Genomic DNA, 23,016 nt, shown 5'->3' with positions numbered 1-23,016 from the left:
TCCATCCACCTTGCATGCGTACCTGGACAGCGTTGTTCAACCGCCCATCTGGCATGAACCCGGTTGCCCGAACCAGTCGCCGTCTTAACCCATCTTGGTGTCCGTACAGCCGGCTGCGCTAGCCTGGGCCCATGACGCCCGTACCCTTAGATCACCTCGCCGACCGTACCGCCGACCGTCTGCTGCATGCCCTGAAGTCGGGCGGGCCGCAGGTCGCAGCCAATCTGGCGGACCGGCTGTCGATCACGCCGTCCGCCGTCCGCCAGCATCTGGACCGGCTCCTGGCCCTGGGCCGGGTGGGGTTCGAGGATCGGCGGGAAGGCGTCGGCCGGCCCAGGCGCTACTGGCACCTGACGGCCGAGGGGCAGACGGGCTTTCCCGACGGTCATGCCGAGCTGGCACTGGAACTGCTGGCAGCCGTGCCCGCCCTGTTCGGCAAAGACGGACTCGAGGCGCTGGTCGCAGCGCGCACGGCGGCCAATACCAGCCGCTACCGGGCAGCGCTGGAGGGGCTGGCCGGGACGGGGCCGCGTCTGGCTGCCCTGGCCCGGCTCCGCGCGGCCGAAGGGTTCATGGCGGAGCTGGTGGACGAGGCTGACGGCGACATCCTGCTGGTCCAGAACCACTGCCCGATCATGGCGGCCGCCGGTGCCTGTCGGGGCTTATGCCAGGCCGAGCTGGCAATGTTTGCCGAGTTGCTGGGCCCAGGGATCGAGATCCAGCGGGCCGAGCATATCGCGGCGGGCGACCGGCGCTGCAGCTATCGGGTGCGCCCGGCCGCCTGAACCCATAGGCCTACTTTACGCTGCCCAGCGACAGGCCGCGCACCAGGGCCCGTTGCAGCAGCGCGAATACCACCGCCACCGGCACGGTGGCGGCGAAGGTCGCGGCCATGACGTGGTGCCAGTTGATCTTGTAGGCGCCGCCGACCAAGGTGAAGATCTGCAAGGTGAGCGGGTATTTCTCGTTCGAGCGCAGGATGGTCAGCGCCAGGACGAACTCGTTCCAGCAGTTGATGAAGGTGAAGATGCCGGTGACCGCAAGCGCCGGCAGGGCCAGCGGCAGGAACACCCGGACCAGCGACTGCATCCGCGTGGCGCCGTCGATCCAGGCCGCTTCCTCGATCTCCTTGGGGATCGTCCGGAAGTAGCTGGACATCATCCAGGTGGCAAAGGCGAGGTTGAAGGCGGCATAGGCCAGCACCAGCGCCCACTGGCTGTCGACCAGCCCCATCGCCGCCATCAGCCGGAAGATGCCGATCACCAGCACGATCGGCGAGAGCATCTGGGCCACGAGCAGGAACTGCCGGTACAGGCCCTGGCCGTGCCAGCGCAGCCGCGCCAGCGCATAGGCGGCCGGAATCGCGACCAGCAGCGAGAGCACCGTGCCGGCGGTCGCGATCAGCAGCGAGTTGAGGAGCGCGGTGCCGAAGCCGGTGGCGCTCCACATCTCGACGAAGTTCTCGAACGCGAGGCGGCTCGGCAGCCAAGTCGGCGGGAACACGAAGATCTCGTCGCCGGGCTTGAGCGCGGTGCTCAGCATCACCGCATAGGGAAACAGCGCCACTACGGCGAAGGGTCCCAGCACCAGCCAGAACAGGATGGAGCGCTTCAGTTTCCGGCTCACGCGCCCTTCTCCTCGGAGCGCCGGGCCAGGACGATATAGGCGGCGGTGAATACCAGGAGGATCGCGAACATGATCAGCGACATGGCCGCGGCCGTGTCCAGGCGCCCGTAGCGGAACGCCAGCTTGTAGAGATAGGTGACCAGGATGTCGGTGGAGTTGGCCGGCTCGCCCTGGGTCAGCACCCAGATGATCGGGAACGAGTTGAACACGTTGATCACGTTCAGGACGATCGCGATCTGCAGGAACGGCTTCATCAGCGGCAGGGTCATCCAGCGGAAGCGCTGCCAGCCTGTGGCACCGTCGATGGTGGCGGCCTCGTAGACATCGGCGGGGATCGAGGACAGCCCGCCCAGCAGCACGGTCGCAGTGAACGGGATCGAGACCAGGATGCCGATCGCGATCTCGATCGGGAAGGCGGTGTCGAAGCTCGCCAGCCATTCCACCGGTCCGTCCAGGATGCCCAGCTGGAACAGGGTGGCGTTGATCATCCCATACTGGCCGTTCAGGCTCCAGCGCCACACGATCGCGGTCATCGCCAGCGAGATCGCCCAGGGCAGCATCACGATCACCCGGGCGATGCCCCGGCCGTAGAAGTCCTCGTTCAGCATCACCGCGATCGGGACCGACAGGAGGATGGCGCCGCCCACCACGGTGACGGTCCAGAGCACCGTGCGCCAGAGCGAGGCGAAGAAGATCGGGTCCGCGAACAGCTTGGCGAAGTTGGCGAGGCCCGCGAAGTCGCGGACGCGGCCGAACCGGTTCACCTCGTGCAGGGAGGTATAGACGACATCGTAGATGGGATAGCCGATGATCCAGAGGCTGAGTGCCAGGCTCGGCAGGATCAGCAGCAGGGCCGGCAGGGTACGCGTGCGGTCGAGCATGGTGGTTCTGCGCTCATCCGAGCGCATCGTCTCCGGAAGTTGCCCCGGCGGGCCATGCAGGTTTCGTGCCTGATGGCCCGCCGGGCGGCTGAGCCTACTGCTGGATGAGCTCGTCGATCTTCGCGGCAGCCTCGGTCAGCGCCGCTTCCGGCTCGGCCTGACCCTGGTAGATCTGCTGCAGTGCCGCCGAGGCCGTATCGGACGCGGCTTCCCAGTTCGGGATCAGCGGCGCGAACTTGGCGTAGGGCAGCATTCCGGTGAATGCCTTGAGCTCCTCGTCATCGGCGAACTCCGGGGCCGCTGCCTCGGCCTTCATCACCGGCAGGAAGCCTTCCTTCTCAGAGAAGGCGATGCGGTTCTTGTCGCTGAACGCGGCCTCCTCCAGGAACTGCCAGGCCACCTCCTTGTTCTCGGAATCCTTGAAGATCATGATCGTATCGGTGACGCCGTAGGTCGCCTGGACCGTGCCCTTGGGGATCGCCGCCAGCCCGTAGTTCAGGTCGGGCGCCTCGGTCTTGATCTGGCCGCGCAGCCAGGGGCCGGACAGGACCATCGCCGCGCGGCCCTGCTTGAACAGGGATTCCATGTCCTGGCGGTTGGAGCCGGTCGGGCTCGGCTGGGTCAGGCCCTGGTCGATCAGGCTCTTGTAGAGGTTGGCCGCCTTGACGCCGGCCTCGCTGGCGATGCCGGACTTGCCGTCCTGCACCAGCTCGCCGCCATGGGCCCAGAGCGCATAATACCAGTAGATGTCGGTCTCGATCTCCTTGCCCTGCATGCCGAAGCCGTAGGCGCCCTCGCCCTTTTCCTTCACGGCGGTGGCGGCTGCGACCAGCTCGTCCCAGGTGGCGGGCGGCTCGGCGATGCCGGCCTTCTTCAGGAGATCCTTGTTGTAGTACATGGCGCGCGCCGAGGCGGCGACCGGCAGGCCGTAGGTCACGCCGTCGATCACCGAGGGCTCCAGGAAGGCCTCGATGAACTTCGCCTTGAACTCGGGCGTCATGTAGTCGTCGAGCGGCTCGGCGATGTCGTTGGCGGCATAGTCGAGCAGCCAGCGCGTGCCGATGATCGCGATGTCGGGCGGGGTGCCGCCGGCGATGTCGGTGGTGAGCCGCTGCTGGAGGTTGTCCCAGGACACGTCCTCGAGCTTGATGTCGACGTCCGGGTGGGCCGCCTCGAAATCGGCCTCCATGCCGCCGAAGATGCCCATGGTCTGGTCGCTGTAATGCGCGACGATCACCCGGATCTCGGTCTTCTCCTGGGCCTGGGCCGATCCCAGCGCCGACAGCGCGGCCAAGGCCACGCCGCTGGCCAGCATGGCAAGACGTCGGTTCAGCAAGTCGTTTTCCCCCTAGTCACTCATCGGCGCGCGGCCTTGTCGCCCCGGAGCTTAAGGGCAAGGATGCGCCCGCAGCAACGATGTCGACAGGAAACGCATGATGGTGGAACAGCGGCCGTACCGCTCAGTCTATGCCTATCCCTGGGATCTGGTCGATGACGGGGCAGGGACCTTCGGTGCCCGGATCGAGGCGGCCGGGGCCGGGGCGGTCAGCCTGGCCGCCGCCTACCATGCCGGCAAGTTCCTCCGGCCGCACGGCAGGAACGGCAAGGTCTATTTCCCCGAGGACGGCACCGTCTATTTCCGCCACGACCCGAAGCACTACCAGCGCGTCCAGCCCCTGCCGAACAGCATGCTGGCCGAGCACGACCCGTTCGCGATCCTGGCGGACGGCCTGCCGGGGCTGGACCGCTATGGCTGGGTGGTCTGCTTCCACAACACGCCGCTCGGCCGCCTCCACCCGGACCTGGTCGCACGCAACTGCTTCGACGACCCCTACTGGTACTCCCTGAACCCGGCCCATCCGGAAGCGCGCGAATATGTGGTGGCGCTGTGCCGCGACCTCGCCGGCAATTACGACCTGGCGGGGCTGCGCCTGGAAACGCCCGGCTGGCTGCCGTTCGACCATGGCTACCATCACGAGTTCGCGCTGGTCCGTATGGACGCCTGGACCAAGCTCCTGCTGGGCCTGGACTTCTCCGAGGCGACGGTGAGCGCTGCGGCGGTGGACGGGATCGACGTGCTCCATGTCCGCGCCCGGGTGAAGGCGGCGATCGAGGCCTTCCTGGCCGGCGAGATCGCCTTCACCGATGCGCAGGCGGCCGACTGGATCGCCTCCGACCTGCTGGCGGACCCCGACCTGGCGGCGTTCCTGCGCTGGCGCTGCAAGGTGGTGGCCGACGTGGTGCGCGAGATCCGCGACGTGGTGCCGGCATCGACGGAAGTCCGGGTGATCCCGTCCGTCCAGCGGCCTTCGGCGAAGGGCTGGATCGAGGGTTCCGACCTGCGCCTCCTGGCCCAGGCCTGCGACGGGCTGGAGGTCTGCGCGTACGAGCGCTCGGCAACCGACGTCCTGGCTGACATCCACCAGGTCCGCCGCCAGGCCGGCCCGGATGCCCGGATCTCGGCGATCATGCGCCCGAGCTTCCCCGACCTCGCCAGCGGTGCGGACACGGTCGCGGCCGCGCGCATCCTGGCCCGGCACGGGGTGGACGGGCTCGCCTACTACAATGACGGCCATATGCGCGAAAGCTACGTCTACCTGGCCCGCAGCGGGTTCCAGGCGTTCGACGAGGTGGCCGAGGACGTACGCGCGGAAGGTGCGCGGTGAGCCGGTTCGACGGCAGGACTGCCCTGGTGACCGGCGGCGGCCGGGGCATCGGCCGCGCCACCTGCCTGCGTCTGGCGAGCGAGGGCGCGGCGGTGGCCGTGGCCGACCGCGACCGGGAGCCCGCCGACAGCGTGGTGCGCGAGATCGAGGCGGTCGGGGGCAGGGCGGTGGCGCTGCAGGCCGACGTGACGCTGCCCGACCAGGTGCAGGCCATGGTCCGGGACGCGGAGCAGGCGCTGGGGCCGCTCGATGTCCTGGTCAACAACGCGGCCGCCACGTCGGCCACGACGGTCGAGGCGACCATGCCGGATGACTGGGACCTGGAGCTGGGCGTCACGCTGCGGGCCGCCTATCTCGCGATGAAGGCGGTCCTGCCGGGCATGGCCGAGCGGGGCAAGGGGGCGATCGTGGCGATCGGCTCGGTGAATGGCCGCGTCTATGTCGGCAATCCCGCCTACAGCGCGGCCAAGGCCGGGCTGGTCATGTGGGTCAAGGCGATGGCGGTGGAGTACGGCCCCCGCGGGATCCGCACCAACCTGGTGAGCCCGGGTTCGATTCGTACCGAGAACCGTTCCTGGACCGAGCGTCTGGCCCGCGACCCGGAGATCTTCGACAAGCTGGCGCGCTGGTATCCGGTGGGCCGGGTAGGGACGCCCGACGACATCGCCGCCGCGGTCGCCTACCTCGCCAGCGACGAGGCCGGCTTCGTCAACGGTGCGGAGCTGGTGGTCGACGGTGGCCTCACGGCCGGGATGGGGCCGTTCGTCAAGGAGATCAACGGCTAGAAGCGCCCGGCAGACCGCAGGAGTGACGCCCATGGTGGCATGCCGCGGCCGGAGCTGGCGGTTCCCGCCACCGGGTCTGGCATGGCGCTCCCGCCTGGGCGAAGGCCGGGCATGCAGTGCAGGGGCCGGATGCATGAGCGCACCGGCTGGTGCCGGAGCCACGGGGGAACCGCCGACGCCGGCATCGTCTGCCGCGGGTCCGACCGCCGGCGCGGCTTCCGGCCGATGGCGTTCCAACCCGCCAGGCAGCAGGCGAGATCAGCGTGAATCCGCATCGTATGCCCGTCGCGCCGCGCGAAAGGCGGGGGCATTGTCGATGACCCAGCTCCAAAGCGGCATCATGCTCGTCAGCAGCCCGCGCCCGAGATCGGTCAGGCTGTAGGTGACGCGAGGCGGCACTTCCTGGAAGTCGTGCCGCGCGATCAAGCCATCCCGCTCAAGATGACGTAGCGTCCGCGTCAGCATTCGCTGGCTCACGCCGTCCAGCCGCCGACCGAGATCGGCATGACGCAATGTTCCAGCCACGCCCAGCGCATGAACAACGCCCAAAGACCAGCGATTTCCAGCGTGGCCCAAGACCTCCCGCTTGAGACCATCGTCCGCCTCGCTCAGGGCGTCACATGCCTTCTGGGAAGCCTGGATGAGTTCGTCGAAGGCGAGACGATGATGCGGTAACACTGGTGTACCTTCTTTCGTTTCGATCATTCGGGGCTCATCTGGTCGGCTCAGAAGGAGTCGATAATGCCAGACACTGCCGATTTGAAGAGCCGCATCCTCGTTCTCGGCGCAGGCGAACTCGGCATGGAGGTCGTACGGGAGCTCGCGCAGCTTCGTGACCAGAACCTGGTTCCCGGCATCACCGTGCTGCTGCGTCCCATGGAGGACGATCCTGCCAACGGCCGGAGAGATCAGGCGGCGGCAGTCAGAGCCTTGGGCGCCGACATCGTGCATGCCGACCTCGCGACAGCGACGGTCGAAGCTCTCAGCGCGGTCTTCTCGCAGTTCACGCAGGTCGTCTGCTGCACCGGCTTCGTCGGTGGCCCGGGAACACAGCGCAAGATCACTGCCGCTGTCATCCGCGCCGGTGTCGAGCATTATGTGCCATGGCAGTTCGGCGTCGATTACGATGTCGTCGGCAGAGGTAGTGGCCAGGAGGTGTGGGACGAGCAGATTGACGTCCGGGAGATGCTGCGCGCGCAGGCCAAGGTCCGCTGGACCATCATCTCGACCGGCATGTTCACCAGCTTCATCTTTCTGCCCGCTTTCGGCCTGGTCGATCTCGACCGGAACAAGGTTCATGCGCTCGGGGACTGGAACTACCAGCTCACGGTAACCACGCCCGAGGACATCGGCCGCCTGACCGCACTGGCGGTGGCCTCGCGTCCGGCGTTCGACGATCGGATCGTCTACGTCGCGGGCGACACTTTCACCTACCGCGAACTGGCCGACACGGTGGACCGCGTTCTCGACGTGGAGGTCGAGCGCATCCTGCTGCCTCTCTCCAGGCTGAAGGAGGAGGCGCAAGAGCACCCGGATGACGCCATGAGGAAGTATCGCTTGGCGTTCGCCCGGCCGGATGGGGTCGCATGGCCCAAGGACCGAACGCTCAACGTCGCACTGGATATTGCCGTTGTCGACGTCGCGACCTGGCTGCGACGCTGGCGGGACCTCGGTGGCGCGCCGGGCTCCGAGTGGGCGACGCCATGCCTGTCGCAGGAGGTCGCGGCAAAGGCCGCCCTGCCGGAGCATGTGGTACGTTCCGCAGGAACGAGCAGCGATCAGCTCGAAGCTCTCGTCCGGCGGTATTACGGCTTTTGGAACGGCGGCAGCGATGCCTGGTTCGAGGAGACGGTTTCAGCCGCCTACTTCGACCACACCCTGCCGCCCGGGCGTGAGCAGGGCCCGCGAGGGCTGATGGCTGCGCAGCGCAGGTTCCGCCAAGCCTTCCCGAACGGCCGGGTGCACGTCCTCCAACTGATCGTCGCCCAGGATCGGGTCGTCGGTCACTTGCGCATCACCGGCCGCCGCCTGGGCGGCCAGGACGGCGAGGTGGGCAGGGGCGAGCGCATCGACTATCGCGCGACCGACATCATGCGGATCGCCGATGGCCAGATCGTGGAGAACTGGCATGTCGAGGACCACGAGACGTTACGCCTTCACCTTGTCGACACCGCCAAGAAGATCTCCATGTGCCGACATGGCCGACATGGCCGACATGGCCGACATGGCCGACATGGCCGACATGGCCGACAGGGGCTGGCCGCAGCCCAGGTCTGACCGTCCAGAACATCGGGATGTCACGCCGGTGATCCGCCGAATGGCCGGGAAGAGGAGCCGAGCGGCCGATCAGGCCGCCTTCTCGCCCAACCGCGCCCGGTCGCAGCGCCAGCTATGGACCCGCCAGCCCTGGTGCTGTGTCTGCCAGCGGGCGACTTCTGCCTGTCCGTACATGGTGCAGGCCGTGACCGACACCTCCTGGGAGTCGTAGCTCAGCCGGATCTCCTTGCAGCCGCCGCTGAGCAGGCAGGCGATGAGGACCAACTCGGTCATCAGACGACGTCCCCTGGTGCGATGGGCCACGGCCCGCCGGGGCGGGGCGGCCCCCCATAGGAAACCGGAAGCGCCACCGGGGCAAGCCCGCGACCCTGGTGCGTCTCCAGGCCGCAATAGCCGGGGCTGGCCGTGCCCCGAGGCGGGCAGGACGGCTTTCCGGCGCCCGACGGGCTGTCTGCGCCAGTTGCGCTGCCTGTCCAGGAGCACGTCCAGAAGATCCGGTTCATCACCATTTTGCTTCTGCGCCCGTGGACGATCGATATCTTGGACCGTTCGGTGCTGCGCCGTTTGTTGGTTCGTTCAAGCATCGGCACAGCCGGAGCCGGCACAGATCTGCCCCAGCGAGCATTGGCTACACTTTCATTCATTGCCGGCAAGTTGTGAAGCTTCAGAAAAGAGTGCCGGGTCTGAAAGAAGCGCGCCGCCTAAAGCCTGCGTAACAAGCATATTGACACTCGCTTGCCGCTAACGCACAGAATAGCACGCTCTTTATGTTTGCGGACCAAGCTGATAGTTGGAGAATGATTATGGGTGGAGTGGTTTCTGCCTGCAAGGCGGCTGCCTTGATGTTGTCTGCCGGTCTGATGACAGTTGCCGCCGGTGCGGCCCTGGCGGCATCCGACCACAACAAGCCGAAGAACGTCAGTTGCCCGGCGACCCATGCCGGCCTGCGTGCGGCCCTGATCAGTGCGGTCAAGACGCACAAGACACAGAACATGTGGGCGGTTGCCGTAAATCGTGGCGGAGTCGTCTGCGCCGTCGCCTATTCCGGCGGCAAGCTGAGCGACCAGTGGCTGCTCAGCCGCCAGATCGCCGCGGCCAAGGCGTTCACGGCCAACGGGTTGAGCAACAGCCCGGCCCAGAAGTTCACCACGGCCCAGCTCTATGACGCCGTCCAGCCGGGCGGGCCGCTCTATGGCCTGGCCGCCGGCAACCCGGTCGATCCAGACAAGGCCTATGACGGGCCGCAGAGCCGGTGGGGTACGGCCAGGGACCCGATGATCGGCGAGATCGTGGGCGGCACCATCACCTTCGGCGGCGGCACGCCGATCCAGAAGGGTGGCCAGATCGTGGGCGGCGTCGGCGTCTCCGGCGACTCGGCGGACGAAGATCAGCTGGTGTCGGACATGGTGGCCCGCACGCTGAAGTAGCCGTTCCCCCCGGCCAGCCGGCCGCCGGCTCAGGATCGGGCCGGCGGCTGGCAGCGCTCGCAGAAATAGGTCGCTCGGTTGCCCTGGACGGTGCGCCGGATCGGGCCGGTGCAGACCAGGCAGGGTTCGCCGGCGCGGTCATAGACCCGGAACATGCGCTGGAAGTTGCCGAGCTCGCCATCGGCCTGGACATAGTCGCGCAAGGACGATCCACCGGCCTCGATCGCCTCGGTAAGGACGGTGCGCACGTTCGCCGCGAGTGCCTCCAGACGCTCCGGGTCGACCGCCCCTGCCGGGGTGGCGGGATGGAGGCCGGTGCGGAACAGGGCTTCCGACGCGTAGATGTTGCCCACGCCCACCACGAGCTTCTGGTCCATCAGCGCCTGCTTGACCGCCACGATGCGGTGGCGGAACGCCTCGGCCAAAGCCGGGCCCGAGAACTCGTTGCCCAGCGGCTCCAGGCCCAGGCCGGCCAGGAGGCGGTGGCCCGCCAGCTCCTCCGTCGTGGTCAGGTCGAGCGCGCCGAAGCGGCGCGGGTCGACGAAGCGCAGCACCGTGCCGTCGTCGAAGCCGAAGGTCAGGTGCTCGTGCGGGCCCATGGGCTGGCCGTCGAACACGAGGCGGCCGGACATGCCGAGATGCAGCAGCATCACCTGGCCGTCGTCCAGGAAGACCTGGATGTACTTGGCGCGCCGGCCGAAGCCCTGGACGGTGCGGCCGCGCAGGCGGCCGGGCAGGTCGGCGGGCAGCGGCCAGCGCAGGTCCGGCCGGCGCTGGACGGTCTCGGTGAACCGCCTTCCGGTCAGGCGGATCGCCAGGGCGCGCTTGACGGTCTCGACTTCGGGCAGCTCGGGCAAGATATGTTCCGGATGTGGCGGGCCAGGCTCGGTTGAGCCGGCAGGTGCCATCACCTAGAACCGCCCGGCAAGGGGCTGCTGAGGAACTGGCAGGACATGAAGGACGCCGCGGACGAGCTGGCACGGTCGTTCGGCTACGAGAAGGTCGACCCGGCCGAGAAGGCGACCAAGGTCCGCCAGGTGTTCGACCGGGTGGCCGCCCGCTACGACCTGATGAACGATTTGATGAGCGGCGGCGTCCACCGCCTGTGGAAGGACGCGCTGGTCGACTGGCTGGCGCCGCGCAAGGGCCTCACCCATCTGGACGTGGCCGGCGGCACGGGCGACGTGGCGTTCCGGATCATGGACCGGGTGGGCGGCGAGGCGGAGATCGCCGTCTGCGACATCAACCACGCCATGCTGGCGGTCGGGCGCGATCGGGCGATCGATCGCGGCCTGGTCCACGGCCTGTCCTGGGTGACGGGCGACGCCATGGCCCTGCCGTTCAAGGACAAGTCGGTCGACAGCTACACGATCGCCTTCGGCATCCGCAACGTGACCCATATCGACCGGGCACTGGCCGAGGCCTACCGGGTGCTCAAGCCCGGCGGCCGCTTTCTCTGCCTGGAGTTCTCGCGCCTGATCATCCCGCAGCTCCGGCCGATCTACGACCAGTATTCGCTGCGGATGATCCCGGTCATGGGCAAGCTCGTCGCCAACGACGCCGAGAGCTATCGCTACCTGGTCGAGAGCATCCGCCGCTTCCCCGACCAGAAGACCTTTGCCGGGCTGATCGGCCGGGCCGGCTTCGGCCTGGTCAAGCTGCGCAACCTGTCCGGGGGCATTGCCGCAATCCATTCCGGCTGGCGTCTCTGACCTTGCTCAGACCGATCCGCCATCTGTTCCGCGGTGCCCGCGTCGTGCGGGTGCTGATGCGTCACCGGGCACTGTTCTTCGTCGACCTGCTGCCGCTCCCGCCCTTCGCCATGCGCCTGGCCGGGCCCTGGACCGGGCGCAAGGCGACCCGCCGGCCGGGCCAGCGCCTGGCGGACGCGCTGGTCGAGCTCGGCCCCAGCTTCGTCAAGCTCGGCCAGACCCTGGCGGTGCGCCCGGACATCATGGGCACTGCCGTGGCGCGCGACCTGGCCCGCCTGCAGGACCGGCTGGAGCCGTTCCCGGGCGAGCAGGCGATGGCGCTGATCGAGCGCGAGCTGGGTGCGCCCGTGGACTTCCTGTTCCGCGGCTTCGACCCGGTGCCGGTCGCCGCCGCCTCGATCGCCCAGGTCCATTTCGCCCTCCTGCCCGATGGGCGCGAGGTGGCGGTCAAGGTGCTGCGTCCGGGCGTGGAGGCGGCGATCGAGCGCGAGCTGGCCTTCTTCCTGTGGCTGGCCGAGACGGTCGAGTATCTGTTCCCGCATCTGCGCCGGCTGCGCCCGGTGGAGACCGTCCGGGTCCATGCCATGTGGACCAGGCGCGAGCTCGACCTGCGCCTGGAAGCGGCGGCGGCTACCGAGTTTGCCCGCAACTGCGCCGACGACGAGGGCTTCCGCGTTCCGTTCGTCGACTGGGAGCGGACGTCCCGGCGGGTGCTGACGCTGGAGCGGGTGAGCGGCACGCCGTCCGACCAGCGCGAGCGGCTGATCGAGCAGGGCCTGGACCCCGACCGGATCCTCGACCGGGCGGCGGTGGTGTTCTTCAACCAAGTGTTCCGCGACGGCTTCTTCCATGCCGACATGCATCCCGGGAACACGTTCATCGAGCCGGACGGCACGATCGTGCCGGTCGATTTCGGCATCATGGGCCGGCTCGACCTCGATACCCGCAAGTACCTGGCCGAGATCCTGATCGGCTTCCTCGATCGCGACTACCGGCGGGTAGCGGACGTGTTCGTGCGCGCGGGCTATGTGCCGGCCGACGAGGACCGCGACGCGTTCGCCCAGGCGGCCCGTGCCATCGGCGAGCCGATCCTGGGCAAGCCGCTCAACGACATCTCGATCGGCCGGCTGTTCGGCCAGATCCTGACCGTGGCCGAGCAGTTCAAGATGCAGCAGCAGCCGCATCTCCTGCTCCTGCAGAAGACCATGGTGGTGGCCGAGGGGGTGGGCCGGGCGCTGAACCCGTCGGTCAACATCTGGCAGACCGCGCAGCCCTTGGTCGCCGAGTGGATCGCGGTGCATCTGGGGCCGCAGGCCAAGGCGATGGAGCTGGCGCGCGAGGGTTACGACATGCTGCAGCGGGCACCGGTCGTGCTGCGCCGGCTGGAGCGGACGCTGATCCAGCTCGAGCACCACCATACCGTGCTGAAGGACCGGGCGCCGATCTGGCTGTTCCTGGTGCTGGCGGCCTTCCTGCTGGGCTGGACGATCCGCTGAGTTGCTGGCCCGCGCACGTTGATGCAGAAGATCAAGTGGCAGGCGAAAGATGATGCCTGACAGCATGTTAACGGGAGAACCGGGAGCGATGGTTCAGGACGGTGTCCCTGCTCTGCCGGGTGGGCGGGTGCTCCTGGTGATCGGTGGCGGGATCGCCGCCTACAAATGCCTGGAACTGATCCGCCGGCTCAAGGAGCGCGGGATCCAGGTGCGCTGCGTCCTGACCGAAGCCGCGCGGGAGTTCGTCACCCCGCTCTCGGTCGCAGCCCTGTCGGTGGAGAAGGTCTATGGCGACCTGTTCTCGCTGACCGACGAGGCGGAGATGGGGCATATCCGGCTCTCACGCGAGGCCGACCTCGTGGTGGTGGCGCCGGCTACCGCCAACCTCCTGGCGAAGATGGCGCATGGGCTGGCCGATGATCTGGCCAGCACGGTGCTGCTCGCCACGGACAAGCCGGTGCTGGTGGCGCCGGCCATGAACCAGATGATGTGGGGCCATCCGGCCACGCAGCGCAACCTGGCCCTGCTCCAGGCCGACGGCGTCGCCACGGTCGGGCCCAATGCCGGCGACATGGCCTGCGGCGAGACCGGCAGCGGCCGGATGGCCGAGCCCGCCGAGATCCTGGCCGCGATCCTGGCTCGGCTGGGCCGGCCGGGCGGCGCGCCGGCGGGTGGGCTGGCGGGGCTGCGGGCGCTGGTCACCAGTGGCCCCACCCGCGAGGCGATCGATCCGGTCCGCTTCATCATGAACCACAGCTCCGGCAAGCAAGGCCATGCGATTGCAGGGGAACTGGCGCGTCTGGGGGCCGAGGTGACCCTGGTCTCGGGGCCGGTCACGCTGCCGGACCCGCCAGGTGTGGCGGTGGTGCGGGTCGAAACGGCGCGCGAGATGCTGGCGGCCTGCCAGGCGGCATTGCCGGTCGATGTCGCGGTGTGCGCGGCGGCGGTGGCGGACTGGCGGCCGGAGGAGGCGCCTACCCAGAAGATCAAGAAGGAGGCGGGAGCGCCGCCGCCTTCGATCCGGCTGGTGGAGAACCCGGACATCCTGCGCACCCTGGCGGCAGACGGCCCGCAGCGGCCGCGCCTGGTGGTGGGGTTTGCCGCCGAGACCGAGCAGGTCGTGGCCCATGCCGCGGCCAAGCTGCGGCGCAAGAACTGCGACTGGATCCTCGCCAACGACGTGGCCCCCGGCAGCGGCACGTTCGGCGGCGACCGGAACGCGGTCACGCTGCTGCGCCGGGATGCCGAGCCGCAATCCTGGCCGGCCGGCAGCAAGGTGGAGGTGGCACGCCGGCTGGTGGGGCTGATCGCAGCGGAGTTCGGCCGTGGCTGAGGTGACGGTGGAGATCCGCCGGCTGCCGCACGGGGCGGGCCTGCCGCTGCCGGAGCGTGCCACCGCGGGCGCCGCCGCAGTCGATCTGCTGGCCGCCGTGGCGGCCGACGCGCCGCTCGTGCTGCAGCCCATGGCCCGTGCGGTGGTGCCGACGGGGATCGCCATAGCATTGCCGGTCGATCACGAAGCGCAGATCCGCCCGCGCTCCGGCCTTGCCGCAAAGCACGGCATCACCGTGCTCAACGCGCCGGGCACGATCGATGCCGATTACCGCGGGGAACTTGGTGTCATTCTGGTCAATTTTGGCGACGAGCCGTTCACCGTCGAGCGCGGCATGCGGATTGCCCAGATGGTGGTCGCACCGATTGTCCAGATATTATGGAAAGAGAATGGAGTCCTGTCGGAAACCCCACGCGGGGTTGGCGGTTTTGGCTCTACCGGAGTAGCCCGCGCAATCGGAGGGCGAGAATGAGCCGCTTGTCCGCCACCACCGGGAGGGTGGCCCCATGTTGAAACCGTCCAAGAAGCTGTCGCTGGCGCTGGAGGCCGTCACCGACATCGCCTTTCACGGCGGCAGCGACCCTGTCCAGAGCCAGGACATCGCCAGGCGCCTCAACCTGCCCAGGCGCTATCTCGAGCAGGTCATGCAGCAGCTGGTGCGTGCCGGGCTGCTCAAGGGCGTGCGCGGCCCGCGTGGCGGCTATCGCCTGGCCCGCGAGCGGCGCCGCATCAGCGTAGGCGAGATCGTCCGGGTGGTGCAGGGCGAGACCGACCTGAACGGCCCGATGTCCGGCAGCGGCGCCACCGCGGAAGAGCAGGTCGCCGGCTCGCCGCTGGGTGCCCAGGTGATCACCCCGTTCTTCGAGCGGACGGAGCGGGAGCTGATGCAACGGCTGGACGGCGTGTCCATCGAGGATCTGTGCCAGGAGGCCCGCCGTGCCGGCTTGGTCGGCGACCAGGCGCGGAGCGCCGATTTCGTGATCTAGCCGGGGTGCGGCGGGCCGGTTCGGAAGCACCCCGTATCGCCGATGGTTGCACATCGCGCGGTTGCGACTAGATTTCTGCACAGTCCCGGGTGGGTTTGCCGGAGTTGTGCAAATGGAAGATGTAAAATCGGGGGCGCGGGTGGACATGAACACACGAGGCCGGATCTATGACAGCATCGTCGACACCATCGGCGGCACGCCGCTGGTGCGCCTGCACCGGATCGCCGAGCAGCGCGGCGTGAAGGCGGAGATCCTGGCCAAGCTGGAGTTCTTCAACCCGCTGAGCTCGGTCAAGGACCGCATCGGCTACTCGATGATCGAGGCGGCCGAGCAGTCCGGCCAGATCGACAAGAACACGGTGCTGGTCGAGCCCACCTCGGGCAATACCGGGATCGCACTGGCCTTCGTCGCGGCGGCCAAGGGCTACCGGCTGATCCTCACCATGCCGGAGACCATGTCGCTGGAGCGGCGCAAGGTGCTCAAGCTGCTGGGTGCCGAGCTGGTGCTGACACCTGGCCCCAAGGGGATGCGCGGCGCCATTGAGGAGGCGCAGCGCATCGTCGCCGAGACGAAGAACGCGGTGATCCTCCAGCAGTTCGAGAACCCGGCCAACCCGGCGATCCACCGCATCACCACCGCGGAGGAGATCTGGGCCGATACGGGTGGTCGGCTGGACGCCTTCATCTCCGGCGTGGGCACGGGCGGCACCGTCACCGGGGTAGGCGAGGTGCTCAAGCCGCGCCTGCCGGACCTGAAGGTGATCGCGGTGGAGCCGGAGGACAGCCCGGTGATCTCAGGCGGCAAGCCCGGGCCGCACAAGATCCAGGGCATCGGGGCCGGCTTCATCCCGGAGAACCTCCATACCGACGTGCTGGACGAGACGATCCGAATCGGCAACCAGACCGCGTTCGAGACCGCCCGCGAGGTGGCGCGGGTCGAGGGCATCCCGATCGGCATCTCCAGCGGTGCCGCGGTCGCCGCGGCGCTGGAAGTGGGTGCCCGTCCGGACTATGCCGGCAAGCGGATCGTAGTGATCCTGGCGTCCTCGGCCGAGCGCTACCTGTCGACCGACCTGTTCGCCGAACTCGGCTGACGCGTCGTCCTAAATCGGTTTCAGACGCGAGACCCCGGGGCCGGAAGGCCCCGGGGTCTTTCTATTGGTGAAATCTTCCATCGCGAACGATGTTTTCATTTGGCGAATGCGGTAAACGATGCCTTAACCATTTCAGGCGCATCCTTCGGCATGCCGAACGGGCCCTGGAAACACAGGACTTGCCATAGGCGAGGGGACTGTTATCCTAGGACCAAGAGCCTAGAGAGGTTGCCGTGCATCGAGAACCCGTCACCATCCCGGCACGTCCGATGTTGCCGAGGCCGCAGATCCTGCAGATGGTGCTGCTCGGCACTGGGGAGCCGGTCGACCTGATCCATGTCCAGGAGGATGATCAGGGGCGGCGCTACTTCGTGGAGCGGCCCTGCGGCAGCCAGATCCTGATCAGGGAGGAGCAGCTCGGCTGCCGGGGCTTCCGCCTGAACTGAGTGGTTGTTGCCGAAGGCGGCTCAGGGCCGGTCACCGGCGGCGAGCCTGGCCTCGATCGCGTCGATCACCGGCAGGAGGTCCGCCACCGACCGAATCACGAAATGGGCGCCGGCGGCGCGCAGCCGGGCCTCGGCCCGGGCCAGACGGGCCTGCTGTTCTCCTGCCGGCAGGGCCTGCCATTCCTCTTCCGCAAGGCCGATCTCGTTGCCGGACAGGCTGATCCCGACTGTCCACATGCCGGCCGCCAGGCCTTCCTCGATGCCGGGCACGGTGTCGTCGACCTTGACGCAGGCGGTGACGGTGCTGGCGGCCAGTTGCGCGGCGTTCACCAGGCACATGGCGGGCCAGGGGCGGGCGCGCGGCACGTCGGAGGCGGCAACCGCACTGTCCAGCGTCACGCCCTGCCCGGCCATCGCTGCCTCCACCACCGCCATCATCGCGCGGTTGTAGCCGGTGTTGGCCCCGATCCGGATGCCGCGGCGGCGCAGCGCCGCGATCGTCGCGGCGGCCCCTGGGATCAGCGCGGAGAAGGCCGGCAGAGTCTCGAGCTGCAAGGGAATGAAGTCCTGGTAGATCCGGTCGATGTCGGCCTCGCCCGGGTCGCGACCGTGCCGGTCGGCAAAGCGCGCACGGACCGCCGGCATCGCCAGGAGTTCCGCCAGATGGGCGCGCTTCTCCGCACCCATGGGCCCGCGCGCCTCGGCCAGGCTGATCGTGACCCCGTGGCGGCGGAACACCTCGACGAACACGCCCGCCGGTGCCCGCGACCCGAAGTCGACGATGGTGCCGGCCATGTCGAAGATCACCGCCTCGACCGGCCCGCAATAGAAGCGCCGATAGCCGAACCCCATCACCATCATCCCCTTGCCATTGCTACGGTGCCGTCTCGCCGCGAGGGGCCAGGGCCGCGGCCGACCCGATCTTGCCTGTCCGGACGGTCTGCCCCGGTCGGCCCGGCCGCGAGTGGTTCACGCCGCCGCCGGCAGACACAGTCCCACCTCGTCCCGGACCGCAGCCACCGGCTCTGGACCGCGACGCGCATCCCGGCCGGATCCGGCGGTCGATGCAGCCGATCCGGAAGGGGGATGCCACGCCGGCTGCCGGACCGTTCGCCATCCCGATGGTGTCGCCTGGCATCCTAGGGCGCCAAGTCCCGGCCGTCCCGGCCCGGGCGGCCCAGCCCAGGCAACCTGGCCCAGACCGATCCCGCGGTAATCGGCAGACGTAGCCCCACTTCCCCCGGGGGCTCGGCCACCGCCTGAACTTGGCTCCCATGTCGGCTGGACCCGGCGCATCAATTCGGCCGATCCGGGAAAGAGCGTCCCCTTCGGCCCCATGGGTCATCGCGGCCCCGCTGGCGTGGGCCACATCGTGAGGGCACCGAGCCGCGGCCGGTCTGATCCTGCCTGCCCGTACGGTTCGGCCTGATCCGGCTGGTCCAATCCAGGCCGATCCTGCGGCAGTCCACAGGCGCAGCCTCAGTTCACCGAAGACCGTGGCCACCGTCTGCACCGTAGCTCCCATCTCGGTGGGGTCCCGCATACCGATTCGACCGGTTCGGACGGAAGGGGCCTCCGTCGGCTGGATGGGCCCTCCATTCCGATGGTGTCGGCTGTGACCCGGAGGGATCGAGTTGCAGCCGGCCCGGTCCTGCGGCAGCCGGCAGACGTAGCCCTGGTTCCACCAGCACGGCGGTCACCACGTGGACCGCCGCCCGCATCTCGGCCGGGCGTAGGACATCGATGCGGCCAATCCGGAAGGAGGACGCCACTGTCGGCCGGATTGCCTTCGCCATCCCAACCATGTTGTCCGCGACCCAAAGGGGCTGAGCCGCGGCCGACCCGATCCTGCCTGCCGATGCGGTTCAGCTCGATCCGGCTGGCCCAGTCCACGCCGCTCATGCCGCAGTCGACAGACGCAGCCCCAGCTCGTCCAGGGCATCGGCTACTGCCTGGACCGCTGCCCGCATCTCCGTCGGGCCCAGTGCGCCGATGCAGCCGATCCGGAAGGAGGGGGCTGCGGTCAGCTTGCCGGGATAGATCGCAAAGCCGCGCCGGCGCAGGGCGTCGTAAAAGCGGCCGAAGTCGAAGGCGGGGTCGGCCGGCAGGCGGAAGGTCACGATGATCGGTGCTTGCAGCGCGTCGGGCAGCAGGGTCTGGAAGCCCAATGCCCGCATGCCGTCCACCAGGATCCGGCAGTTCTCGCGGTAGCGGCGCAGCCGGCCGGGCTGGCCGCCCTCGGCCTCGTGGTCGAGCAGCGCCTGGTGCAGGGCGGCGATGACATGGGTGGGCGGCGTGAACCGCCACTGCCCCGTCTGTTCCATGGCGAGATGCTGGGCCGGCAGGTCCAGGCACAGGGCCGGGGCGTGACCGGTGCAGGCGGCAAGCGCCTCCCTGCGGGCGATCACGAAGCCCAGGCCGGGCACGCCTTCCAGGCATTTGTTGGCCGAGGCCGCCACCGCGGTGAACGGGACGGTCCCGGCATCCAGCGGCAGTGCCCCGAACGCGCTCATCGCATCGACCAGCAGGCTGCGGCGGTGGCGGGCCGCGGTCGCGGCCACGTCCGGCAGCGGGTTCAGGATGCCCGAGGTGGTTTCGCAGTGGACGACCGCGACGTGGCTGATCGCCGGGTCGGTCTCCAGCATCCGGTCGAGGGCTGCCACGTCGGTCGGCTGGTCCTCGGGCTGCACCAGCACGGCCACCTGCCGCCCGTGCCGGCGCGCCATCTCGGCCATGCGCTGGCCATAGGCGCCATTGACGCAGACCAGGAGCCGGCCGGACGGGGGCACGAAGCTGCCGAGCATCGCCTCCACCGCGAAGGAGCCGCTGCCCTGCATCGGCACCGTGACCATGCCGCTGCCGCCGACCAGCGCCGTCAGGCGGTCCAGCACCTCGCGGTTCAGCCGGACGAAGGCCTCGTCACGCGAGCCCCAGTCGCGCAGCATCCGCTCCTTCACCCGCCGCGCGGTGGTGAGCGGCCCCGGCGTCAGCAGCAGGGGCTCGTCGGCGCAAGGCATCTCGGTCCTCCGGCAGGCAGCGAGCCTTTCGTTGCGCGCCGCGGTGCGATAAGTCAAATCGATCGGGATGATGACCGCATAAGGTGCGTTGATGAACTTGGCGGCGCTGCGGGCCCTGGATGCGGTGCTTGCCACCGGCGGCTTCGCCCGTGCGGCGGAACGGCTGAACCTGAGCCAGCCGGCGGTGAGCGCGCAGATCCTGGGGCTGGAGCGGCTATACGACGTCTCGCTGTTCCGCCGCGGCCCCGAGGGTGCTGCGCCCACGCAGCTCGGCGAGGCGCTGGCGCCGCATGTGCGCCGGGTGCTGGGCCTCCTGCGCGACCTGGAACATCTCCTGCGCCAGGCCCGCAATCTGGAGCAGGGGCAGCTGACCCTGGCGGCCGACAGCCCGTTCGCGGCCATGCCGCTGCTGCGCCGGCTGCAGGATGCCCATTCCGGGATCGCGGCCAGCCTGGTGACCGGCAACACGGCGACGACCCTGAAGGCATTGCGTGACGGCACGGCGGATGCCGCGGTGGCGACCCTGCTGGAGCCGGCGCCCGACTTGGCCAGGCTGTGCCTCGGCACCGACCGGGTAGTCCTCCTCCTGCCCAGGGACCATGAGCTGGCCGGCAGTGCCGAGGTCGACCTCCAGGCGCTGGATAGTGTGGCCATGGTCGCGCGCGAGGAAGGCAGCGCCACCTTTCGGCTGTTCGCCGCGGCCTGTGCTGCCAGGGATGTGCGGCCGCGCCTGACCCTGCGGCTGGGCTCGCGCGAGGCGCTGCGCGAGGCGGTGGCCAACGGCTTTGGCCTGGGTGCTGTGTTCGAGCAGGAGGCGGGCAACGACCCGCGCCTCGTCCGGCGCACCCTCTTGGGGCCGGGCTTGCAGGCCGACACCTGCCTGCTGGCGCTGGCCGAGCGCGCGCAGCTCGGCGTGGTCAGGGCGCTGTTCACTCTGGCGGCGGGGCCTGCTCATGCCGAAGCGGCGAGGAACCGGCCGGGGTAGAGCGGTTCCGGGTGGTGCATGACGGAACGGTGGGCGAAGGCCATCGCCGCGCTCACGCTTGCCATCCGCGCTGATTGCCTGCCGGCGCAGCCTCGCGGTCTGGCCGGCCTGCGCTCACCAACCCGCACCCCCTTGTCCCGGCCTGATCAGGCCGGGGCTCGGGCAGCCGGCATCACGCCATCGAGCGCGCCTCCTGGCGGGTCAACTGGACGCCGGGCTCGGGCAGGCTCGGGAAGGCGATGCTCACCCGCAGCCCGGGCTTGGCGTCGTCGAGCTCGAGCCTCGCCTCGTGCAGGCGGGCGACCGCCGCCACCAGGGACAGGCCCAGCCCGTTGCCGGGCGTGGAGCGCTCGGGGTCCAGGCGCACGAACCGCTCCAGGGCCCGCTCGCGCATCTCCGCCGGGATGCCCGGCCCGTCATCGGTCACCACCAGCATCGGCACGGGCCGGGTGCGCACCTCCACCAGCACATGGCCACCCTCCGCCCCGTACTTGATCGCGTTGTCGACCAGGTTGGCCAGGGCCTGGGCCACCAGGTGGCGGTTGCCGATCACCACCGCGTCGGACTGGGCGCGGAGGTGGACGGCGATGCTGCGCTCCTCGCCCAGGGGCTCGTAGAGCTCGGTGACGTCCTGGGCCATCTCGCGCAGGCTGAACGGCTCGAACTCGGCCTGCTGCTCGCCGCTTTCCGCCCGCGCGATCGACAGGATCGCGTTGAAGGTCTGGATCAGCGAATCGGCGTCGCGGACGGTGGCTTCCAGCAACTCGCGCGACTCGTCGGACTGCTCGTCCATGAGCGCCACCTCGATGCGCGAGCGCAGCCGGTTGAGCGGCGTGCGCAGATCGTGCGCCACGTTGTCGGTGACTTGGCGCATCCCGGCCAGCAGCCGCTCGATCCGGTCCAGCATCCGGTTCAGGTTGCGCGCCAGTTCATCGAACTCGTCGCCGCTGCCCTTCTCGACGAAGCGCTGGGTGAGGTCGCCCATCATGATCCGGGTGGTGGCGCGGTTCACGTCGTCGAGCCGGCCCAGCATCCAGCGGCTCATGACGAGGCCGCCGGCCACGCCCAGGACGATCATGATCCCGCCGCCGATCAGCAGCGAATTGAGCAGCGTCGCCTGGCTGGCCAGGCGCTCCTCGATGTCGCGGCCGACCAGGAGGCGTGCATTGTTCTGCAGGAGGAAGCCGCGCGCGATCGCCCGGTGGAAGGTCGGCTCGCCGTCGCTGTCCTCGCCGGTCTCGATCAGGAAATGGAAATAGTTCTCGTCCTTGTCCTGCCCTTCCGGCCAGCGGTCGATATTGCCGGCCATGATCCGGTCGGTCCGGTCGACCAGCAGGTAGATCGAGGCGCGATCGGGCTTGGCCGCCGCGCGCGCGGCGATCGTGTTGCGCAGGCCGCCCAGCCCGCGCAGGCGGTACTGGTCGAGGATGCCGTTGATCTCCGCGGTGATCGTCTCCTCGGTCTGCCGCTCCATGTTGGCGGTCGAGGCGACGTAGACGAAGCCGAACAGGACGCCGGCGGAGATGCAGAACAGCGCCAGATAGGCCAGCGTCAGCCGGAAGGTGGAAGCTTTAAGAAGCTTTGTCGGCAACACGGAGAGAATATCCTGCGCCACGGACCGTGTGGATCATCGGATAGGAGAAGCCACGGTCGATCTTATGCCGCAGGCGGCTGATATGCACGTCGATGACGTTGGTCTGCGGGTCGAAGCGATAGTCCCAGACCTTCTCCAGCAGCATGGTCCGGGTCATCACCTGGCCTGCATGGCGCATCAGCGTCTCGAGCAGCCGGAACTCGCGCGGCTGCAGGTCGATCTCCTTGCCGGCCCGCTCCACCCGGCGGCCCAGCAGGTCCATCATCAGGTCGCCATAGCGCAGCACGGTTTCGGGCGTGTCGCTGGCGGTGGAGCCGCGCCTGGCCAGGGTCTCGACCCGGGCCAGCAGCTCGGAGAAGGCGTACGGCTTGACCAGATAGTCGTCGCCCCCGGCGCGCAGGCCCTTCACCCGGTCGGTCACCTCGCCCAGCGCCGACAGGAACAGGACCGGGGTATGGTTGCCGGTCGCCCGCAGCGTCTTGACGAGGGAGAGGCCGTCCAGGCCCGGCAGCATCCGGTCCACGATCAGGACATCGTAGCCGTTGGCCGCCGCCATCAGGAGCCCATCCTTGCCGGTATGGGCGACGTCCGCCCCATGGCCACTCTCCACGAGCCCCTTGGCCATGTACTGGGCGGCGTCCTTGTCGTCTTCGATTACCAGAATGCGCATCGCAGCATTTCGCCCTACCATG

23 protein-coding genes are annotated in these 23,016 nt (G+C 68.8%); 13 read left to right on the top strand and 10 right to left on the bottom strand.

The genetic code is table 11. The annotated features are described in order from the left end of the window. Positions 1 to 131: 131 nt before the first annotated feature. A complete protein-coding gene (locus HLA95_RS19640) occupies positions 132 to 785 on the top strand; it encodes a helix-turn-helix transcriptional regulator (RefSeq protein WP_191058630.1) in 654 nt (217 codons plus the stop codon). A 10-nt stretch (positions 786 to 795) separates the two neighbouring features. On the opposite strand, the gene HLA95_RS19635 is transcribed toward HLA95_RS19640, so the two are convergent. The 3 genes from HLA95_RS19635 to HLA95_RS19625 all read right to left on the bottom strand — a co-directional run bounded on the left by HLA95_RS19635 (position 796) and on the right by HLA95_RS19625 (position 3,822). Then, positions 796 to 1,626, bottom strand: coding sequence for a carbohydrate ABC transporter permease (locus HLA95_RS19635; protein WP_191058629.1), 831 nt, complete (start codon positions 1,624 to 1,626; stop codon positions 796 to 798). After that, on the bottom strand, positions 1,623 to 2,507 hold the full coding sequence (locus HLA95_RS19630; RefSeq protein WP_191058628.1) for a carbohydrate ABC transporter permease: 885 nt from the start codon (positions 2,505 to 2,507) through the stop codon (positions 1,623 to 1,625). The genes HLA95_RS19635 and HLA95_RS19630 overlap by 4 nt, the downstream gene beginning before the upstream one ends. A 94-nt stretch (positions 2,508 to 2,601) precedes the next feature. Next, positions 2,602 to 3,822: an ABC transporter substrate-binding protein gene (locus HLA95_RS19625; protein ID WP_191058638.1), complete on the bottom strand. Its 1,221-nt coding sequence runs from the start codon at positions 3,820 to 3,822 to the stop codon at positions 2,602 to 2,604. A gap of 118 nt (positions 3,823 to 3,940) precedes the next feature. Here HLA95_RS19625 and HLA95_RS19620 point away from each other — a divergent pair, with 118 nt between their 5' ends. Further along, the gene (locus HLA95_RS19620) at positions 3,941 to 5,173 is read left to right on the top strand and encodes a hypothetical protein (protein ID WP_191058627.1); all 1,233 of its coding nucleotides are present in this window, start codon (positions 3,941 to 3,943) and stop codon (positions 5,171 to 5,173) included. Continuing rightward, positions 5,170 to 5,958 (top strand): SDR family NAD(P)-dependent oxidoreductase, encoded by a 789-nt coding sequence (locus HLA95_RS19615; RefSeq protein WP_222184253.1) that lies wholly within the window; start codon positions 5,170 to 5,172, stop codon positions 5,956 to 5,958. Before HLA95_RS19620 ends, HLA95_RS19615 begins: the two co-directional genes overlap by 4 nt. Before the next feature lie 258 nt (positions 5,959 to 6,216). On the opposite strand, the gene HLA95_RS19610 is transcribed toward HLA95_RS19615, so the two are convergent. Continuing rightward, positions 6,217 to 6,663: a winged helix-turn-helix transcriptional regulator gene (locus HLA95_RS19610; RefSeq protein WP_191060780.1), complete on the bottom strand. Its 447-nt coding sequence runs from the start codon at positions 6,661 to 6,663 to the stop codon at positions 6,217 to 6,219. A 36-nt stretch (positions 6,664 to 6,699) separates the two neighbouring features. On the opposite strand from HLA95_RS19610, the gene HLA95_RS19605 reads away from it, so the two are divergent. Further along, positions 6,700 to 8,235: an ester cyclase gene (locus HLA95_RS19605; RefSeq protein ID WP_191060781.1), complete on the top strand. Its 1,536-nt coding sequence runs from the start codon at positions 6,700 to 6,702 to the stop codon at positions 8,233 to 8,235. 69 nt (positions 8,236 to 8,304) lie between these two features. On the opposite strand, the gene HLA95_RS19600 is transcribed toward HLA95_RS19605, so the two are convergent. Beyond that, positions 8,305 to 8,508 (bottom strand): hypothetical protein, encoded by a 204-nt coding sequence (locus HLA95_RS19600; RefSeq protein ID WP_191060782.1) that lies wholly within the window; start codon positions 8,506 to 8,508, stop codon positions 8,305 to 8,307. Positions 8,509 to 9,077: 569 nt separating this feature from the next. Between HLA95_RS19600 and HLA95_RS19595 the strand changes: the two genes are divergently transcribed. Beyond that, positions 9,078 to 9,662, top strand: a complete 585-nt coding sequence (locus HLA95_RS19595) for a heme-binding protein (protein WP_222184251.1) — start codon at positions 9,078 to 9,080, stop codon at positions 9,660 to 9,662. A 29-nt stretch (positions 9,663 to 9,691) separates the two neighbouring features. Here the strand turns inward: HLA95_RS19595 and mutM are convergent, their stop codons facing one another. After that, entirely contained in the window at positions 9,692 to 10,519 is an 828-nt protein-coding gene (gene mutM, locus HLA95_RS19590; RefSeq protein WP_222184249.1) for a bifunctional DNA-formamidopyrimidine glycosylase/DNA-(apurinic or apyrimidinic site) lyase, read from the bottom strand. 96 nt (positions 10,520 to 10,615) lie between these two features. On the opposite strand from mutM, the gene ubiE reads away from it, so the two are divergent. The 7 genes from ubiE (at position 10,616) to HLA95_RS19555 (ending at position 16,728) form a co-directional block, all read left to right on the top strand. Further along, positions 10,616 to 11,374, top strand: coding sequence for a bifunctional demethylmenaquinone methyltransferase/2-methoxy-6-polyprenyl-1,4-benzoquinol methylase UbiE (ubiE, locus tag HLA95_RS19585; RefSeq protein WP_191062545.1), 759 nt, complete (start codon positions 10,616 to 10,618; stop codon positions 11,372 to 11,374). A gap of 2 nt (positions 11,375 to 11,376) precedes the next feature. Then, positions 11,377 to 12,870, top strand: a complete 1,494-nt coding sequence (ubiB, locus tag HLA95_RS19580; protein ID WP_222184247.1) for a 2-polyprenylphenol 6-hydroxylase — start codon at positions 11,377 to 11,379, stop codon at positions 12,868 to 12,870. 88 nt (positions 12,871 to 12,958) lie between these two features. Next, positions 12,959 to 14,203: a bifunctional phosphopantothenoylcysteine decarboxylase/phosphopantothenate--cysteine ligase CoaBC gene (coaBC, locus tag HLA95_RS19575; RefSeq protein ID WP_222184245.1), complete on the top strand. Its 1,245-nt coding sequence runs from the start codon at positions 12,959 to 12,961 to the stop codon at positions 14,201 to 14,203. Further along, positions 14,196 to 14,675 carry a dUTP diphosphatase gene (gene dut, locus HLA95_RS19570; protein WP_222184243.1) on the top strand — a complete coding sequence of 160 codons (480 nt, stop codon included), beginning with the start codon at positions 14,196 to 14,198 and terminating at the stop codon, positions 14,673 to 14,675. The genes coaBC and dut overlap by 8 nt, the downstream gene beginning before the upstream one ends. A gap of 34 nt (positions 14,676 to 14,709) precedes the next feature. Continuing rightward, on the top strand, positions 14,710 to 15,189 hold the full coding sequence (locus HLA95_RS19565) for an RrF2 family transcriptional regulator (RefSeq protein ID WP_191062068.1): 480 nt from the start codon (positions 14,710 to 14,712) through the stop codon (positions 15,187 to 15,189). Between the two features lie 145 nt (positions 15,190 to 15,334). Continuing rightward, positions 15,335 to 16,282 (top strand): cysteine synthase A, encoded by a 948-nt coding sequence (cysK, locus tag HLA95_RS19560; RefSeq protein WP_191062067.1) that lies wholly within the window; start codon positions 15,335 to 15,337, stop codon positions 16,280 to 16,282. Positions 16,283 to 16,551: 269 nt separating this feature from the next. Then, entirely contained in the window at positions 16,552 to 16,728 is a 177-nt protein-coding gene (locus HLA95_RS19555; RefSeq protein WP_191060960.1) for a hypothetical protein, read from the top strand. Positions 16,729 to 16,749: 21 nt separating this feature from the next. Here HLA95_RS19555 and phnX read toward each other — a convergent pair whose 3' ends face one another. Then, positions 16,750 to 17,580 (bottom strand): phosphonoacetaldehyde hydrolase, encoded by an 831-nt coding sequence (gene phnX / locus HLA95_RS19550; protein WP_191060959.1) that lies wholly within the window; start codon positions 17,578 to 17,580, stop codon positions 16,750 to 16,752. 1,046 nt (positions 17,581 to 18,626) lie between these two features. After that, positions 18,627 to 19,745: a 2-aminoethylphosphonate--pyruvate transaminase gene (locus HLA95_RS19545; protein WP_191060958.1), complete on the bottom strand. Its 1,119-nt coding sequence runs from the start codon at positions 19,743 to 19,745 to the stop codon at positions 18,627 to 18,629. Between the two features lie 91 nt (positions 19,746 to 19,836). On the opposite strand from HLA95_RS19545, the gene HLA95_RS19540 reads away from it, so the two are divergent. Beyond that, positions 19,837 to 20,730, top strand: a complete 894-nt coding sequence (locus tag HLA95_RS19540; protein ID WP_191060957.1) for a LysR family transcriptional regulator — start codon at positions 19,837 to 19,839, stop codon at positions 20,728 to 20,730. Between the two features lie 172 nt (positions 20,731 to 20,902). Here the strand turns inward: HLA95_RS19540 and HLA95_RS19535 are convergent, their stop codons facing one another. Together HLA95_RS19535 and HLA95_RS19530 are read right to left on the bottom strand one after the other, a co-directional pair. Further along, entirely contained in the window at positions 20,903 to 22,324 is a 1,422-nt protein-coding gene (locus HLA95_RS19535; RefSeq protein ID WP_191059840.1) for a sensor histidine kinase, read from the bottom strand. Further along, complete coding sequence (locus tag HLA95_RS19530; protein WP_159710307.1) at positions 22,302 to 22,994, bottom strand: winged helix-turn-helix domain-containing protein; 693 nt, start codon at positions 22,992 to 22,994, stop codon at positions 22,302 to 22,304. Before HLA95_RS19530 ends, HLA95_RS19535 begins: the two co-directional genes overlap by 23 nt. Between the last annotated feature and the right edge of the window lie 22 nt (positions 22,995 to 23,016).

Source organism: Geminicoccus harenae, assembly GCF_019800005.1.
GTDB classification, from domain to species: Bacteria; Pseudomonadota; Alphaproteobacteria; order Geminicoccales; family Geminicoccaceae; genus Geminicoccus; species Geminicoccus harenae.
This window is presented reverse-complemented; position numbering and strand designations above follow the sequence as displayed.